13 protein-coding genes and 1 pseudogene are annotated in these 17,340 nt (G+C 42.7%); 10 read left to right on the top strand and 4 right to left on the bottom strand.

Translation table 11 applies throughout. From position 1 onward, the window contains the following. Positions 1 to 450, top strand: a complete 450-nt coding sequence (locus AB6D93_RS11775) for a GyrI-like domain-containing protein (RefSeq protein WP_102319784.1) — start codon at positions 1 to 3, stop codon at positions 448 to 450. A gap of 223 nt (positions 451 to 673) precedes the next feature. On the opposite strand, the gene AB6D93_RS11770 is transcribed toward AB6D93_RS11775, so the two are convergent. Beyond that, positions 674 to 1,264: a glutathione S-transferase gene (locus tag AB6D93_RS11770; RefSeq protein WP_240799499.1), complete on the bottom strand. Its 591-nt coding sequence runs from the start codon at positions 1,262 to 1,264 to the stop codon at positions 674 to 676. A 173-nt stretch (positions 1,265 to 1,437) separates the two neighbouring features. On the opposite strand from AB6D93_RS11770, the gene AB6D93_RS11765 reads away from it, so the two are divergent. Then, on the top strand, positions 1,438 to 3,693 hold the full coding sequence (locus AB6D93_RS11765) for a peptidase U32 family protein (protein ID WP_102333308.1): 2,256 nt from the start codon (positions 1,438 to 1,440) through the stop codon (positions 3,691 to 3,693). A gap of 187 nt (positions 3,694 to 3,880) precedes the next feature. Here the strand turns inward: AB6D93_RS11765 and AB6D93_RS11760 are convergent, their stop codons facing one another. Next, a complete protein-coding gene (locus AB6D93_RS11760) occupies positions 3,881 to 4,345 on the bottom strand; it encodes a thioesterase family protein (RefSeq protein WP_102333309.1) in 465 nt (154 codons plus the stop codon). Between the two features lie 242 nt (positions 4,346 to 4,587). After that, positions 4,588 to 5,550: pseudogene (locus tag AB6D93_RS11755) on the bottom strand (ATP-binding cassette domain-containing protein); the annotation flags it as partial. Between the two features lie 133 nt (positions 5,551 to 5,683). Between AB6D93_RS11755 and AB6D93_RS11750 the strand changes: the two are divergent. The 8 genes from AB6D93_RS11750 to AB6D93_RS11715 all read left to right on the top strand — a co-directional run bounded on the left by AB6D93_RS11750 (position 5,684) and on the right by AB6D93_RS11715 (position 16,607). Further along, positions 5,684 to 7,186 carry a tyrosine-type recombinase/integrase gene (locus tag AB6D93_RS11750; protein WP_372050146.1) on the top strand — a complete coding sequence of 501 codons (1,503 nt, stop codon included), beginning with the start codon at positions 5,684 to 5,686 and terminating at the stop codon, positions 7,184 to 7,186. 8 nt (positions 7,187 to 7,194) lie between these two features. After that, complete coding sequence (locus AB6D93_RS11745; protein ID WP_372050145.1) at positions 7,195 to 10,116, top strand: hypothetical protein; 2,922 nt, start codon at positions 7,195 to 7,197, stop codon at positions 10,114 to 10,116. Between the two features lie 12 nt (positions 10,117 to 10,128). Next, positions 10,129 to 12,252: a hypothetical protein gene (locus tag AB6D93_RS11740; protein WP_372050144.1), complete on the top strand. Its 2,124-nt coding sequence runs from the start codon at positions 10,129 to 10,131 to the stop codon at positions 12,250 to 12,252. Continuing rightward, positions 12,249 to 12,710 (top strand): transposase, encoded by a 462-nt coding sequence (locus AB6D93_RS11735; protein ID WP_372050143.1) that lies wholly within the window; start codon positions 12,249 to 12,251, stop codon positions 12,708 to 12,710. Before AB6D93_RS11740 ends, AB6D93_RS11735 begins: the two co-directional genes overlap by 4 nt. Positions 12,711 to 13,173: 463 nt before the next feature. Continuing rightward, entirely contained in the window at positions 13,174 to 14,658 is a 1,485-nt protein-coding gene (locus tag AB6D93_RS11730; protein WP_372050142.1) for a caspase domain-containing protein, read from the top strand. 160 nt (positions 14,659 to 14,818) lie between these two features. Beyond that, a complete protein-coding gene (locus AB6D93_RS11725; protein ID WP_372050141.1) occupies positions 14,819 to 15,268 on the top strand; it encodes a hypothetical protein in 450 nt (149 codons plus the stop codon). Positions 15,269 to 15,272: 4 nt separating this feature from the next. Then, a complete protein-coding gene (locus tag AB6D93_RS11720; RefSeq protein ID WP_372050140.1) occupies positions 15,273 to 15,806 on the top strand; it encodes a hypothetical protein in 534 nt (177 codons plus the stop codon). Positions 15,807 to 15,833: 27 nt separating this feature from the next. Further along, entirely contained in the window at positions 15,834 to 16,607 is a 774-nt protein-coding gene (locus AB6D93_RS11715) for a hypothetical protein (protein WP_372050139.1), read from the top strand. Between the two features lie 240 nt (positions 16,608 to 16,847). Here the strand turns inward: AB6D93_RS11715 and AB6D93_RS11710 are convergent, their stop codons facing one another. Further along, positions 16,848 to 17,333, bottom strand: a complete 486-nt coding sequence (locus AB6D93_RS11710) for a DUF1353 domain-containing protein (protein ID WP_372050138.1) — start codon at positions 17,331 to 17,333, stop codon at positions 16,848 to 16,850. Positions 17,334 to 17,340 lie beyond the last annotated feature (7 nt).

The raw sequence follows: 17,340 nt of genomic DNA, 5'->3' as shown, positions 1-17,340 counted from the left end.
ATGAAAGTTGAAACGATAGAAGCCGTAAAGGCGTATGGTTTTTCAGTAAGAACCACCAATACCGATGAGATGGACCCAGCAAGAGCCAAGATAGGGCAATTGTGGCAGGGCTTTTTTGACCAAGCATTTCCGAAATTAACACCGGATTCAAAAGTGTATGGCGTTTACACTAACTACGAGTCTGACTTTACGGGCGAATTTGATGTTATCGCGTGTACTAATGCACTTACGGATCAGAATGTTGATACGCTTGTAGAAACCGAAATACAAGCAGGTAAATACTTAACGTTTTCTGCTGAAGGTGAATTACCACAAGCTGTGATCGACCTATGGGGTGAAGTGTGGGCGTATTTCAGCGCTGCTGACTGCCCACATGTGAGAACTTACACGACAGATTTTGAACTATACAAAGGTGAAACTGAAGTCGAGATTTCGATAGCGATTCAGTGATCAGGTTAAAATGAACAAAAGGCTTAGCTTAGACTGTGTTTGCCAGTTAAGAGACAGTCGTTACCGGTAAAGAGACAACGGAATCCCAGTTAAGCCTTTGAATATCTGTTCTTTACAAAGAAGATAAAGTGTCACGTAACTACTTTAATACCTAGGAATTATCTATTCCAGAATTCCCCTAGATCACCCTAGATACCCTTAAGTCACCCAAAATTCTCTTAAGTTATCCAAAAAGACAATCTTGCTTGGTTTCATTCCACAAAGGGTATTGCTTCATGACTTGGGTGTAGAGCTTACTTTCCAAGTGCGCTCTTAACCAACGTCCTACGTTTTGGTATTCAGATTGCACAAACCACTTCTTTTCGACCCGCACAAACTGGCTGACAAAAGGCATCACCGCAAAATCGGCCAAGCTTGGGCTTTCTCCAAAAAAGTAGGGCTGATCGGTAAGTCGCACTTCTAACTGCTTAATGAAGGTTTCGCAGGCTTGTCGGCGTTGTTCAACATCGATGTTTCGGTAACGAACCGATGCACGATACCTTTCTAAGTGACCAATAAATTCTTCATCGTTGGTTTTAATGAGCTGCTGAACTTGTTCGCTAAGCGTTGGATTGCTTGAACGCAGAAGATCTTGAGGATCGTTTTGTTGAAGTGACCAGTTCATCACATCCAAGCTCTGTTCAATGACTTGTCCATTGGGTAACACCAATACAGGCACTGTTCCTTTTGGCGAACTGGCCAATAGTTCGCTAGGCTTGTCTTTGGTAACAATTTCTCGAAGTAACACTTTTTGCTGTGATAGTGCGATGCCCATTCGTCCGCGCATTGCATAAGGGCAACGGCGTAAAGAATAAAGGATAGGTAGATCGGATTCGTTCGGCATTATTGAGGTCATTTAGTTTGAAAAGTGTTGTACGGTGGTAAAGAGATCGTGATGTGGGTAGAATACGCGGCTTAAAAATTATAAGTAAGTGAGCGACTTCAAAAATGAGCAGAAAAATTGAGTTATTAGCCCCAGGTGGCGATGTAGAAGCGATAAAAGCCGCCATCGTAGCGGGTGCTAATGCAGTTTATTGTGGTTTAGACACATTCAACGCTCGTAACAGAGCCTCTAACCTGTCGTTAGACGAATTGAATGGTGTGATTCGCCTTGCTCATGAATACGGCTGTGAAGTGTTCCTGACTCTTAACGTTGTGCTACTGGAGCACGAGACTAAGAGCATCACCAAACTGCTGAACCAGCTTGTGAACACCAAAGTGGACGGCATCATTGTTCAAGACTTGGGTTTATTCAACCTGGTTAAGAAGCATTTCCCATCGTTAGACGTTCACGCGTCGACTCAGTTAACTACGCACAACGAAGGTCAGATTAAGTTCTTGTCTAAGATTGGCGCGACGCGCGTTAACTTGTCTCGTGAGTTGAACCTGCCTGAAATCAAGATGCTGACGGAAGTGGCACACGATCACGACGTATTAACCGAAGTGTTCGTACACGGCGCTCTGTGTATCGCATTCTCTGGTCAATGTTACTCAAGCTCAGTAAGTGTGGGTAACTCAGGTAACCGTGGTCGTTGTAGCCAAGCGTGTCGTGATGAGTACGAAATCACCAACGCGGGCAACAAGTTCCCACTTAACCTGAAAGATAACTCAGCTTACTACGACCTACCTGAATTGGTTGATGCGAAAGTCGACTCATTGAAAGTAGAAGGCCGTATTAAAGGCGCACACTACGTTTACACTGTGGTAGACACATGGCGTAAACAGATTGATAGCTTTGTAGAAAGTGGTTTGTTGATCGAAGACGATTCGAACCTACACAAAGTATTCAACCGTGATTTCACCAACTCTTTCCTAAAGGGCAACCTAACGAAAGACATGTTCATCGATAACCCGCGCGACAACAGCATGAACTACGCTGTTGAAAAAGCGACGGAGCAGAACAACGAAATCTCAGTTGTACAGATTCAAGAAGTGACCAACGAACTTCACCAAGCGAAAGACGTTCTTGGTAACGAAATGCGTGACAAGATCGAGTTCCTTGATATTCGCAAGACACCAGTAGCACTGTCGTTCAGCGCAAAAGTGGGTCAACCATTTACGGTGACTGTGAACACGCCAAAAGAGAACTTTACTCTTCAATCTAAATCGCTATTGAAAGCGGTTGAAGAGAAGGCGATTACTCAAGAGCTACTTGAGAAGCGCTTCAAAAACGTGAAGAGTGCAGTTCACACGCTAGAAAGCCACGACTTCAGTGAAGTGGATGCAGGCTTGTTGATTCCTCTAAAAGAAGTTTCAGACCTAAAAGACGAGATCGACTTCATTCTGAACGGCTCTGTGGAAGTGATTAAGCACGTTGAAGTGCCAGCACTGCCTCAGCACCCTAAAGTGAACGAGAAGCCGACTATGTCGATGCTTATCGCCGATGTAGAAGACTTACACCTGTATGACGTGACTGACGCGGATGTTTACTTCAAACTTCCAGAAAGCTTCAAGAAGCGTTGTAACAAGTACATCGACATCTTGGCAGCAAACCCACGTTTGATTCCTTGGTTCCCAGCGGTATTGATCGGTAAAGATTACGACGAAGCGGTTCGTATTCTTGAAGAGATCAAGCCAGCTCGCATCGTAACCAACAACACGGGTATTGCTTACAAAGCTTACGAGATGGGTATTGAGTGGGTTGCAGGCCCGTTCATGAACACGACCAACTCTCACGCACTGGTTACTCTGAAAGAAGAGCTGAACTGTGCAGGCGCATTCATTTCGAACGAGATCAACAAAGGTCAGATTCGTCATATTCGTCGCCCAGAGAACTTCAAACTGTTCTACAGCATTTACCACCCAATCTTGATGATGACCAGCCGTCAGTGTTTCTTCCAAAGAACCGTGGGTTGTAACAAGCCAAGCATCGAAGCAGGTTGTATGTTGAAGTGTGAGAAAGCGACCACGATTACCAACGTGAAAGGCATCTCTTTTGCGGTTGATAAACAGAAGGGTGGCTACCCAAGCATTTACAACCACGAGCAGTTCTTGAACCACGACGCAGTAACTGACTTCTCTGGTCTGTTCGACGAGTTCTTCATTGACCTAACCAACATCGGTGCAGGTTCTAAAGAAGTGAAAGACAAAGTTGAGCTTATCAAGCATTTCGAAGCGCTACTGAACGGCGTTGAAGGTTCACAACAGAACCTAGAGCAGATGGTTGAAGTTCGAACTAATGCTCAGTACGTGCAAGGTCTATAGCGTACAAGGTTTATAGGGTTCAATGTCTATGGGCTGTAAGGCTTATAGCTTCTAACGCAAAGAGCGTTCAAGGTTTATAACGCTCAACCGCTTATAAGCACTCTGAACCAATAAACAAAAGGCCACTCAATCGAGTGGCCTTTTTAATGTCTGAAACTTTCTGAATCTTTCTCAACCAACGAATACGTTATTCCGTCACGGCTTCTTGTTTGAAGCATGGGCTTTTCAACGTGTTCATCTTTTCAATTTCGTTGGTTAAGCGCAGCGAGAGCAGGGCTTTTTGGTTTGAAGCAAAATCAAACATCACGATAGTCGCGGTGCCAATGGTCGTCAGTTTTTGCTGAGTCTTACTGACAATCGCGTATTCCATGGTGAATCGGTCATCTTGAATGTCAGTGACACGAGAACCAACCATCAGCGTGTCTGGATACGTGACTGGTCTGAAATATTTACAATAAGTGTCGCCAAGAACAGGGCCAACTTTGGTAATCGCCATCTCTTCCATCAGCTCTACATGCTTGAAAAAATCTAAGCGAGCGGTTTCGAAATAACGAAAATATACGGCGTTGTTAACGTGATTAAGCGCGTCCATTTCTCCCCAAGCGACAGGGATTTCTGTTACTACCGGGTAGTCAGATAATAGTGCTTCCATGCGAACTCTCTTATTGTTATCTGTGTAGTTAATGTTATCTGGGTAATTAATGTTATCTGCTTATCCTTCATCGGGATAAGTTGTTATTGGAATAAAAACCCTACCGCTAAATTAACAAAACTGCAACACGTGTGATTTAAGTTTTTGAAGCTTGAAACCACACAATGTCAGTGACTTAACTTTCCGTTACTTATTGATTAGTGTCTCACTAAACAAACGACTCACGCACATCCACTCAATGATTACGCATTAAGGTGTTTGAATTGCAGTTCAACTAGGCGTTGGTACAATTCGCAGCTATTGATGAGAGACTGGTGGTCGCCGATGTCTACTAGCTGTCCTTTATCGAGCACTGCAATCTGGTCGGCGTGTTTAATTGTTGATAATCGATGGGCGATAATGATCGTCGTTCTACCACGCATTAACTCATCTAAAGCTTGTTGTACGTGATGCTCACTTTCACTGTCTAGCGCACTGGTTGCTTCATCCAATAAGAGAATATTCGGATCTTTTAGGATGGCACGTGCGATGGCAATGCGTTGTCTCTGCCCGCCAGAAAGCCTAACACCGCGTTCACCAAGAAAGCTGTGATAGCCCTCAGGTAGGTTTTGGATGAACTCATGTGCGTGTGCTTTTTTAGCGGCCTCGATAACTTGTTCGTCCGTTGCTTTCGGGTTTCCGTAGCGAATGTTGTGAAACACATCGTTACTGAACAGAGCAGGTTGCTGCGGCACGAGTGCCATCTGCTTTCTTAGCTCGTTAGGATCAAACTGATTCAGTTCAACACCGCCTAAGGTTACTTTACCCACTTGCGGGTCGTAGAAACGTTGCAGCAGTTCGAACAGAGTAGTTTTACCTGCGCCAGATGGGCCAACCAGTGCCAACACTTTGCCTTCATGGGCAGTGAGCGTGAGGTTGCTTGTTGCGGGTTGATCCGGTCTTGATGGGTAACAGAAGGTCACATCATCAAACGCAACTTCTGGAGTCACATTATCTAGTGATGTTGGGTTCGCTACCGGCGCAACAATATGGCTTTCAACTTGTAGGATTTCGATTAATCGCTCGGTCGCACCTGCCGCGCGTTGCAGTTCACCCATCACTTCAGAAATGGTACCTAATGACGAAGCGACCATAATGGCATAGAAGACAAACGCCGCTAAGTCACCCGCTGACATCGTGCCGTTGATGACATCACTACCACCTACCTTCACGTAACTAATTAGGATAAACCTTCATTTATTACTATTATTAAAAAGTATTACCATATCCAAACCGTTTAAATAGGCGGCGTTAACATATTATTTTTGACCATGGAACAACCAACAGCTGGAGAAACCGATGACAGTCAATAAAGACGCAGAGTTACAAGCGTTGGTCAAAGTTATACCAACTCGGGTCAATGTTGGAAGCCACCCAGAGTTCGTTGTGGATGACCATGGTGAATACCAGATGACCACAATTGCTCCCGATATCAAATTGCGGACAGTGAGGTATGCAAGGGATGAGTTCGTGGATAAGTTCCCGATGCTTGTTTCACCGTATCGGGTGTCAGATGTGTTGGAGATGAACCTTTTCTTAATTCATCGATATATCGGTCAGTATTCCATTAAGAGGAACAATACAAAAGGTCGTAGTCATTTGGCTGAATCAGAAACCACCAGAGCCTCAGCCCGACCTTCTCGCGTCGACATTGCCACGGTAGAGGTTTCAGCAAAGCATCTGACAGTGTTCCTGCGCTGGCTCATCGACAACGATGTTGACTGGGCTGAGTCTCTGTCCGAACCCTTGAATGATCGTGTGTCAAGTTTAGAGTTGTTGCCCGTATGGCGATTTCGTGAAGACTTAATGAACCATGTAGAGTCAGGTCAACTTTCCTACCACTATGCGAGTAACCGTATTCAGATAGTTAAAACATTTTATGAATGGGCATGGAAAAACCATAGAATCAAATCAATTCCCTTCAAGCATATAACCAAAACTATCCGAAAGCGTGGCTATAAGGCCAGTAACTGCGGGTCTAACTTGGCTAGCTTGCTGTTTAGTATGGGTAATGGGCCCACCCCCAAAGGTGGAATTCCCGTGTTCACAACCAGCTTGGCGCTCCCGAGAAAGATCATACAGAAACAATCATCGCCAGAAGATGGGCTGCAACCTTACTCGCTTGATGAGCTTAATTCGCTGATCAGTAGCGATACGCTAAAAAAAGATAACTACGCACTTTGGACCGAATTGGGTTACCGCTGTGGTCTTAGGACAATGGATATAGTTCAACTAAACTACGAAGACCTTCAGAACCCTGACGTCGCTTCGAACAAACAGTTTAAGATTACCATCCTGTCATCAAAAGGAAATAAGGAACGCCGTTTCACCCTGTCCCGAGAGTTGATGGGGAAACTTTGGGCTTTCGTTAATAGCGATGAATACGCAAGCCGCCGTATGAAATACGAGATAAAACAAGGGCTTGATAGCAAACTGCCTTTGTTCATCAACAATATGGGTTGTCGAACAACAAAACGTAGTGTCAGCAACATGATTTCCATTGTTCGAGCTGAGGAAAAAGAGAAAGGGCGGCCTGTCCTAAAGCGTTCGTTCCATGATCTTAGAGCGACGTTTGCTACATACCTAGCCAGTTATATGCTTGAAGCCGGGTACTCGGATCAATTTATCAAGGTCACGTTAACTCGCGAACTAGGACACTCTAACTTTGAGACTTCACAACGTTACATTGATTTCGCTAAAACGGATTGCTCGTTCAGTAATGTTGCTTCGCCTTGGGTGACTGAAATTTACCAACCATTACAGGCATTGCTTTGCGAAGAAACAAAAGAACTGGTTATATGAGGACGCCAATGCAAAAAAACACGTCTAACATTGACGTCAACATACCGATGTTTCCACAGTGTAGTCCTATCTGCAAACAGCAGCTTGATGTGATAAACGCGGTGTCCATAAAGATCGCAAATGACGCATACCTGGTTGTGCAGCGATCTCTCGGGCGTGAAAGTGGATGGACATACCAAGTTACAATCAAATATTTAAAGGTGTTCGCGGAAAATCTATCTAATTTAGTAACTAAACTGGGTGATGATGCAGCCCCTCTTCTGCTACAGGGGTTCCAAGTGTTATTGTCAGATCGTGACTATTGGATGAAGATTGAGAAATGCGCTGAAGTGGTCTTTATACACAAGGAGGGAGTTAAGGGGAATAAGGGTGTTTCAGAGTTATCAAAAGCTATTTTATATTTGTTGAGGTCGTTCAAGAATAATCCTCCAGACCTGATATCTCCAAGTTCTATTAGATTACCAGATCAGAACAAGGCACACACTTACACACTAGCGGCACTTTACCAAATTTCCACTGAGCTGATATTAGAGTGCCAAGCTTTAATCATGCGCTATGTAGCAGCAAGCGCAATGCCTGAACGGGCCATACTAAAAACTCAACCAGCAGTCTCTGGGTTGGTTGCTGCCGCTCAAGACAACCAAATCAAGGAGGGGTTACAGGCAGAAGGCCTCAGATACATCGCCTCGGATGGTGAAAATTGTCTCCAGGCACTTAACGCCTGCCTTACAAGACAGGACAAACTTGCGTTATTGGTGTTGTTGCGAGAGTGTGACCCGAGCATTCTAGGCCCCAACGAAAAAGCCATTCCGGCCACAGTGAAATCCTTCCCTATTGAGTACGATGGTATTAAGAGAAACCTGCAGGCGGTCTATTTAATTTCTCCTAAAATGGTTCAGCAAGCCCAAGAATATTTATTAAAGGTAGCTGAAAGTCATGAGGATGCTTTAATTGGAAAATCGCCGAAAGAGTTTGTGAGCAACTTTCCCAGCGTAGGTCGATGGATCAATCAACTTCAAGACCAGCTTGACACTGACGACCGTCGACTGATTTATGACAAGGGAGCCTTAGCGTTCTTGGAAAATGAAGGTAAGTTACTTCGATGGTTATATGAAATGTCACAATCGTTAAAAAAGAAAAATACCAACATTGAGAAAAAATTGTCCATTAAGCCGACAATGGCTGGAACCAGTTTACAGAACTCTTATATCGCCCTTACGGGGCTGCTGTCATTTCTGGTAGGTCATAGAATTAAAGTGGAGCGCTATTATCCGTATTTTCTTGAGTTTCCCCATGAAGGTGATCCTCATGATTTTCGCTATTACTCGATCCAGTATATACATGAGAATTATCCGGCTCTTAGCTGCGATATAGTTAAGGCTAAAGATAGAATGCTAGGCTCTATGGCACATGACGCTCGAGCTAATGTATCGGTATATAGCTTCTTCCGAGTTTTGAAACCCATCTTTGAATTCTGTGATGGGTTGTTCACGACGAGGGAAAAAAATAGCTTAGCAAAAAAGGGGGTGCGAGCACTCTCGCTTCATCATCATAGGATCATGAAGAAATGCTTGGAGCGAATACAGCAACGTTTCAAGTCGGGCGATATCAGTTCAGAGACTGCTCACACTAGTCAAAGGGTACTCAAAGAGTTTTCTGCGATGCATGGTTTTACTTGGGTAGACTCTTTCCCAATTGATGCGGGTCGCGCCAACTTGTTGAATGATAAGAAAGATACAGATGACTATTATATTCTAGAGGAAGTAGCACAACTGGCTTTTCACATTGAATTGCTGTTGGCGAAAGACGATCTGCCGCGTCTGCATCAACTTTGGCTGAGAGTGGCGCGCATCATTCTGAAAACTAACTGGAATCTTACGCCTGTTTTAAACTTGGAGGTGGGGGACCTCTTCGAGGTTGAGTTCGCCGGTAAGCGCTCTTACCTTGTTCGGCTGTTCAAGCCTCGTGCTAACTACGACACCCAATGGAATCGCTTTGACACTGACATCAGAGCCGACGCGTTATTTACTGATGATATCAAGGTTGGTAAAGAGGTGTTGTCGGTGATCAGAGACCTTCAATTCATAATGAAGGACCTATCTGCAAGCATCAGGATTAACTTGTCAGATACACACCCTTTCAAAACGTCGCTGATGATATTCAATGACGGACTGCACTCCAACGGTCGGACAAAACGCTTAACGGAGGGCAGCTTTAAAAAAGGCATTAATGATCTGCTGTCGGCGAATAATTGCCCTATCCTATTTACGCCTACCAGGATTCGAAAAGGGGGGCTAAATTTCATCTATCGCCAAGTAGGTAAGGACGTAAGAAAATACAAGGCAGCGTCGAACCATACTTGGGAAGTATTCAAGAAGCATTACTTTAGATACGATGGAAAGGCCAGTGAGGAAACGTTATCAAATGCCATTTCAATCATGGGAGATTATTTCCATGGTCGGCCCATTATTGAGAAAATTAAAATAATCACAGAAACAGAAGAATATTGGCAGCAAGTACCGAATGGTAAATGCGCCTCGCTAGGCAATGATGTACAAGCTCAAGCTTACAACAAAGCAAACCATGCGCTATTCAAGGCACTTGGCATGGAGGATAGCGAACGTTGTGCCGACTTCAATGCCTGCCTGTGGTGTGAACATTATCGCGGAATCGCGGATGCTGAGCATGCTTACCGGCTTCTGTCATATCGTAATTTTGTTATTGCTGACATGGAGGCGAGTATTGGTGAGTCATTGAACACGGGGCTACAAAAAGAGTATACCCGCCTGCTAATGCAGCGAGTAGATGAGGTATTAGCCGATATGGATGCTATAAATCCTAACTGTCGTAAAACAGCAGAGTTCTACATGGAAGAGCATGGTATCCACTCAGATTGGATGTTAGCTAGTACGACAAGTGGCATGCAATAAAAAGGAAAGCATGTGGACATTACATATCTTATAGACCAGTTGCATCTGATTGACCCTGCTGGGCAATTGAAGCTGAAGAAACTTTGTTTAGAGCAATACCAACGACTAGATGAGTGCGTTTTGTGGCGCACAGAGCGTGGTCAGCTAAATCTGATAAAAAATGTCAGCTTTGGTGACAACGAATTCAAAGGAATGGGACGCTTAGACGGTCAAATGTCGTTTACGGGTTTGCGCCTATTTGACTATGAACTTAAGTCTCTTACGCTTCTTTATCATAAGATTGGTTATATTGAGGGTGACTATGGTTTTAGGTGGTCAACGACGCGAAGTATGCTTGCGCCAATCAAAAAGCTTGCCCTGTTTCTCAGCGAGAGAAACTACATTTCTTTTCGGCAGTTTGACCAAGTCCACCCCGTTATACAGAGAAACTTGTTAGATAACTTTCTATTGGCAAGCAATACTGAGAACGGTATGGATTTGCAAGGAACCGCATCATCACGTAAAACGATTCAGGATAGTTTGCCAGTTATTCATCGTTATGGTTTGTTCAGCGATGATACGGCAGCCACCTTTTATGAAGCTATTGATGCCATCCCAAGTATTGAAATTAGGGATTACAGCAGCTCACACCCAGTGATCCCTACTGGGATACTTAAGAAGGTGATCCAACAGTCCAAAGAGCGAATTGACGAAGCTGAAAGGCTACTCCCCGAGTGGGAGGATGCTAACGAACGCCTTATCAATAAACTAATAGAAGGGAGACCGAAGTTCGCAGAAAAACTAGCGAAAAAATCAAGCGATATTATTCGCCGTTATGTGTCGTCCAATCCCAATTATGATAATGACTTTAAAGGCGATCTCAAACGCCTGTATGAGACGTTTAAATGGCTCCGGGTTGAAGTTTATGTACAAGTACTAACATTCTCGGGCATGCGAAATCAGGAAGTGGCGGCATTGAAAAACAATGCCGCGAAATCTCGTGATGACCGTTTCTATATTCGGTCAGTACTGTTTAAGACTTCTCCAGGCCGGATGACCCTAAACTGGGTTAGTAATGCAGATACATACCGCGCAATTAGCTTACTGTCACGTTTCAACAAGTCCCTACATAAACGGGCGCAGATGCTTCTTGAACACCATAGGGATGAGATGACGCAAGAGCTCATCTACTACTTAGAGGATGGAATAAAACAAGACAAGCTGTTTGGCACAATACCTAGCCAGCGTTCAATAAGTTTTACTGATAAGTGTAAATTAAATACACGGTCGAACTCTCCAGGTAAAGACGGTAGGTTCAACTTAAATGAATACCGCTTTGAACTGTCAGAGCGCGATATTCAACAACTTAATATGATGAGTTGCAACTATCAGGGAATGGGGGGTAGGAGTCGTCGCACTAGATATAGGTCAGGCGACAAGTTCAACATCACTCCGCACCAGTTTAGACACACCTTCGCTTGGTTTATTATCGCTAACCGACTTGGTGACCTTGATGATATCAAGTATCAATTTAAGCACCTATCCTCATCGATGTCTATGGTATATTCACACCGGGGATATGAAACCATAGAAGAACTTCTGGATGTTATTGAGGGATTCGATGCTCAGATCACCGAGAAATTGGCAACCGAATTGGTGGCTAAGGCTCAAGTTCGCCGCCTGTCAGGCGGTGGTGGTCAGCGCTGGGTTAAGGCTGCTGAAGCACTTCAAATCAGTGTTAGTAATATTGATATAATTAATGATGACAATTCTGCATCCACCATAAAAAAGACACTGCATTTCAAAGATGTGGAGCAGTACACTGCTTTCTTAGTTAAGCACCTTAATGGGGTTAGGGGCTTGCCACATGGTCTATGTACAGGCGGCGAGGACTGCAAGATCAAAAATGCGGCTGTTCCGACTGGTTGTGTTTTATGCGGTAACTACATCGTTAGTGAGCGTCACCTACCGCATTGGAAAGCGATGGAAAACTACACATTAAACAAATTGAGTATTTTTGAACAAGCTACACTTGAGCAACAGGCTCCCTACCAGTTACAAGCTAAGTCATGGCACGCAACACTTAAAGCGGCAAGGATGATTATAGAACATGTTGAAACTGGTAAAAATCAACCATTTGGGGAGGTTGGAGTATGAGTCAGTCCACGAGGGAGAAACTTTATGCAGCTCTAGATAGGATGATCCAAGAGGGAGTGAAGATAAATCCTAACGCAGTTGCTAAACGTGCAGGAACTACTACAGCCAATTTACGCCATTATCCTGAACTGCATGCGAGAATCAAAATTCTGAAGGATCAGCAAAAACAGCAGAGAATTGAAACCGATAAGGATAAGTTGATCCGAAAGCAGGCCGAAAAAATCAAACGATTAGAAGCCAAAGTCGAACTGCTCTCTGCTAAGCTCGAGACTGGCAGTGACTCTGAAGCTATGGCTACAATGGTTGCTCAGATGGTAGAGATCTATCGTGCGTATGACGACGTCTGCGGTAACGCTCATGATTTAGCAAACTTGCTTGCGCATACGCAGAAACATTTCGAGTGTGGCCCTAACACTGGCGAGATATTGAAAGGACTTTGGCCAAAAGAGGACACATGATGGCTAGCCTAGACTGGATGTCCCTAAATAAAAGTTTCGACCTATAAAGGGTATATGAATGTGTATCTGATCTGGCAATAAAAGGTAGAAATACTTTAAAGACGACACAGGTCTCAGGGGCTAGAGTAGTTTTTATGAGCGCATGGGCGTAAACACATTTCTGTCCAGCTCCGTGCTGACGGGTAGATCATCGTAACGCAGATCTGCCCCAAACCTTCACAGAACCTGCAAACGGAACACCTGAGCAGTACACCAATAGGCCAAGTTAAACTAATCCGTGCTTTGTTCTCTCATACGGAATTTTTCCGTAACTCGCCCCAACAACTATATGTCGATTCACATAACAGGTTGATAGCAGTTGAGTTTCATTATAAATGGCAGCAACATAGACGGAATGCAAAGACGGAAAAAGTCCGCCTATAAAGCGTTAGGTCTAGGTAATAAAAATAGTAAAGAGGTACCTGTGGGTAAGAAATTGGCAATGTTAATTGGCGTATCCAATTACGATAATGAAGCGAGTCTAGAACCGTGCAGTCGCGATTTAGAGTTAATGTCATCAATAATTAATTTGACTCAAAAATATGACGACTGCCTTTTGTTAAATGAGAGCCCAAACAGCACAGAAGCAAAAGCTGCACTTTCCTCATTTATACGCAAGTATCATGAAGATGATATAGAAGAAGTGTTTTTCTATTATACTGGTCATGGGACCCGCTATGGAGATGACTTTCTATATCTTTTTTCTGATTTTAGTGGATCAAAAATCGAGCAAACGTCCTTAAGGAATAGTGAGTTTGATTCAATGTTAAAGTCCTTAAATCCTGACTTAGCTGTTAAAATTGTTGACGCGTGCCAATCTGGTACAGAGTACATAAAATCAAATAACGATTTACAGGTTGTATTTGAAAAATCGTCAACAAACAATTTTAATAAAACTTATTTCCTATTTTCATCGTCAAACACCCAATCATCAATAGCATTGCCTGATTATAGTGTATTCACAAAGAGCTTTGCTCATTCCTTACAAAACTTCGAAGGCAAAGATATTCGTTATAGAGATATCATGGCCTATATTTCAGATGATGTTTCAGTTCAGAAATATCAAACACCATTGTTTGTGCAGCAGGCTGATAATACGGAAGTGTTTTGTAATGTATCTGAGTTGCTAGGTGAAAAGTTGGAAGAATTACTACCTTCGTCATCTTCAATACAATTGGAAGATGAAGAAGGTGTAACAGAAGGTGGAAAATCTGAGCTTTCAGAAGATGAAAAGTTAATTCAGGCTATTCGTGCTAAAGCGAAAGATTACTGTGATGAAGAAAAGTGTATGCAGTCTCTTTCAAAGTTAATAGAAACGGTTAAGGCTTTTGAGTGGTCAGTTATATTAAATGAACTATACGATATAGAAGTTGACTTGGAAACTGACTGTGACAAGTTGAACAACACCGAAAGTATAGCTAACTGGTTAACATCAAATGATGACAACTATTTCGCAAGGCCTACATACAAAGATGAAGAGTACGAAGTTAAGGAGAAGGTCGAATATGAACCCCAATCAATTCGTTCTTTAGCTATGTTTGGTAGAGAAAAGCGTGTCGAATATAGGCCTGTAACTAAATATCGAAAAGTTGTCGATGGTTTTGAATTAACAGCACCGTCTCCTGGCTCGGCATTGGTTGTGACACTTACCCCATCTGAAGAAAACCTACCTTGGTATCAGGTGTTTATAACGTTCGTTTTCTCAAAGTCCAAACTTACAATTTTCTGCAAGTATGAAAGATTGAAGGAAGTAAGTTGGAACAATCGCAAACTAGGTAATTCGCAGGAATGGCAAATTGCCCATTGTAAACTTAGTGATCAGGATGAAATCCAAAATGTTATGAGCAACTTATTGAAGCAAGTAGAAAGCTCCATAGTAAAAGTTCTGATCAAACGCTTTGGGGAATAGACCATACAAACGCTTTAAGCCGACAACCAACGCGTGGCATTTTCGGTTTCAGCAAGTTTAGTGATTACGGTGTTTTGTTTTGTTTTGGCTCTGCATTGCGTTGGTTGCAGCTTAAGCGGGCGTTAGGCATCTATCAGACATAATGAGTAGAGGGATATCTATGAAATTGAAATATAAAGGACTTTTTGTGCTCGTACTGTCTTTTTTTTATGAAACGAGTTTGGCCAAAGATCATGTGGAGAGTCAAATTGTAATTAACTTTGATAAAGATAATTACCGAGAAGCTCAGGCTGTCTCTATGATTAGTCCCAATCAACTTGTTCAACTTTGGGGGTGGTTAAGGTTTATACCGGATGGAAAAATAGCTCCAGAAACCTATTACTTAGAGTGGGAATACCAAGTAGATGGAAGAACTGAAAATTTGGGTAACTACAATACCAATAAGAAGTATCTTCACTATCAACGAAAAGCAGACAGAGAAGAGGCCTTTTACTGGGTTTCGAAAAGGGTTTGGAGTCAGAGTAAAGGACGTTATGTTTTTCGTGTTTATGTCGAACGTAACGGTAAGCCACAGTTAGTAAGTGAGTCGATGGTCGAGATAGGGAGCTAAGGGTATGAAAAATATAAAAATTGTATTGTTCTCACTTTTCTTCATGTTTTCTTCGTTATGTATCGCAAATGATGAAAAGACAAACATTCTATTGGAACAAATTAACCAAGTAGAGAATACTCTTCGCTCAGACAATGAATTTCTAGAAGAAAGGGTGAAATCTTTAGAATCAAGACTCTCTAAATTGTCTATTGAGCTCGCAGATGTACAATCGCTTAGAGAAGAAATTGAATCAAAATATCAAAGCATCCTAAGAAAAGAGGCTTCCTTTAGCTCAATATCTGAAGATATAACGGCTAATAAATCTTCTATATCTTCCATAAAAACAGACATTATTAACATGAAAACTAATCAAGTTCGGTTGGAAGGTGATATAGACTCATCGCAAAAAATCGTGACTTGGGTGACTTTGATTGTATCTGTTGTAGTTGTCTTAATTGGTGCATTTTTCTCACGGTCATTTTTGGAGCTTTACTCAAATTATAGAGTGGTATGCGCACGTTACCCAGAAGCAAGGGAAGCTGAAAAAGATGCCTAACAAACGCTTCAACCTGACTGCCAACCCGTGGCATTTTTAGTTCAGTTTGGCTTTCGTGAATACGGTGGTCTGTTTGAGTGTGATGCAGTTGGCAGCAAGTTAAGCGGGCGTTTAGTTTGCAGGAGAAAAGTTGTGTGCAAAGATGTAGAAAGAAACTTAGAAGAGTTTGAACGCTGGAAATTGGCTCAAGATATAACCCAGCAAATAGAGAAAAATTTGACGAAAAAGTATGCCTGGATCGGAGCGCTGAGTGCGTTGATAATCAGTGTTGTATTAACAACGCTAGTTCAATCCTATACTAGTCAAGCATTAACTGATGCGCATGTTCAATTGGAAGTGTCTAAAGCACTACTAGAGGATTCGAAAAAAGAGCTGGATGAACTGCGAACTAAATCTAAATTAGTAGATGAACTCGAAATAAAAGTTATAGAGCTTAACAAGCTCGGTGAAAGCGCCAGTGCGACCTTAAAAATTATTAATACCGATTTTCTTTCCAATAAAGGTAGCACTTCTAATCGAGAAAATGTTTGGAAACAATATGAGGCTCAATTCTACATTTCCACTAATGTGACAAAAGGCCATGCATTAGTTTGTAGCGGTAGTGGACTATATAGTAAAGAGTTGATTGTTCGTTCAATTGGTGGGAGTAGCTTAATTTCTGTTTATGCAAGTGCGCACAATGCTTGTGAATCTTCGGGTAAAGAGCAAGTTTGGGTTAACAGTGAAGACGCTCTCTTAATAGGTTTAAGTGATGAATGGGGGTGGAACGTCTTTAATGTATCCGTGAGAAATACAAACTAACAAACGACTATGGCGTCAATAACTAATTTTTAGCTATGTTCTCATCCCACATGACGCCATCTCTTAGCATCGTATTTAATGACAAGATGTGATTCTAACTTAAGATAATGATTTCTATCAAAATAATTAGCGGACTCATCAGTGCTGAATGCCAACGATTCACTCCAAGTAGTGCTTTCATAATTATTGACCCTCCCCGATGGCTGGTGCTTTGTTTCAGATAATATTGTCACCATGGTTTTATTCCCAAGGATAAAGCTCTTCCGCACTTTTCCTTCGATTGCTTTCCCATGCAAAACCACCGAATACCCATAGGGCGACGTAAGCTAAACCGCTGATGATGGCCATCTCATTGACTTCTTTACTGACCTCATGGAAAAGCTTATCCCACGCTTTGTGATTATGCATTTCTAGCGACTTTTTATAGCCCGTCGGTGAGTCTTTATCGACCTCCCACAAGTATTGGTAGCGATAACCATAATCGTGGATAAGCCCAGGGATTAACAATAATCCTGTCGGAGATAACAAGAACCACAGCAACCTTGGGATCGACGCGCCATCAAACACGAACCCTTTAGGGATAACATATTCATGTCCCTGATAAACATAATGCCAGTTTTCCAGCAACTCCCATTGGCGGATCGAGGTTATCCATCTAAATAATTTGATGGGGAGCGTTTCACCTTTAGTTTTTATTGTTAATGGACGAATACTCGGCATACTCATTTCAGTT

This window comes from Vibrio sp. 10N.247.310.23 (assembly GCF_041467155.1).
Classification (GTDB): Bacteria; Pseudomonadota; Gammaproteobacteria; order Enterobacterales; family Vibrionaceae; genus Vibrio; species Vibrio crassostreae_C.
The sequence above is the reverse complement of the archived record's forward strand: the minus strand, read 5'-3'. Positions and strand labels throughout refer to the sequence as shown.

What these genes read in the sequence shown, in the direction of transcription:
- AB6D93_RS11775 (WP_102319784.1), top strand. Translation starts at nt 1, where the DNA reads ATGAAAGTTGAAACGATAGAAGCCGTAAAGGCGTATGGTTTTTCAGTA.
- AB6D93_RS11735 (WP_372050143.1), top strand. Translation starts at nt 12,249, where the DNA reads ATGAGTCAGTCCACGAGGGAGAAACTTTATGCAGCTCTAGATAGGATG.
- AB6D93_RS11750 (WP_372050146.1), top strand. Translation starts at nt 5,684, where the DNA reads ATGACAGTCAATAAAGACGCAGAGTTACAAGCGTTGGTCAAAGTTATA.
- AB6D93_RS11725 (WP_372050141.1), top strand. Translation starts at nt 14,819, where the DNA reads ATGAAATTGAAATATAAAGGACTTTTTGTGCTCGTACTGTCTTTTTTT.
- AB6D93_RS11770 (WP_240799499.1), bottom strand. Translation starts at nt 1,264, where the DNA reads ATGGGCATCGCACTATCACAGCAAAAAGTGTTACTTCGAGAAATTGTT.
- AB6D93_RS11745 (WP_372050145.1), top strand. Translation starts at nt 7,195, where the DNA reads ATGCAAAAAAACACGTCTAACATTGACGTCAACATACCGATGTTTCCA.
- AB6D93_RS11720 (WP_372050140.1), top strand. Translation starts at nt 15,273, where the DNA reads ATGAAAAATATAAAAATTGTATTGTTCTCACTTTTCTTCATGTTTTCT.
- AB6D93_RS11765 (WP_102333308.1), top strand. Translation starts at nt 1,438, where the DNA reads ATGAGCAGAAAAATTGAGTTATTAGCCCCAGGTGGCGATGTAGAAGCG.
- AB6D93_RS11710 (WP_372050138.1), bottom strand. Translation starts at nt 17,333, where the DNA reads ATGAGTATGCCGAGTATTCGTCCATTAACAATAAAAACTAAAGGTGAA.
- AB6D93_RS11760 (WP_102333309.1), bottom strand. Translation starts at nt 4,345, where the DNA reads ATGGAAGCACTATTATCTGACTACCCGGTAGTAACAGAAATCCCTGTC.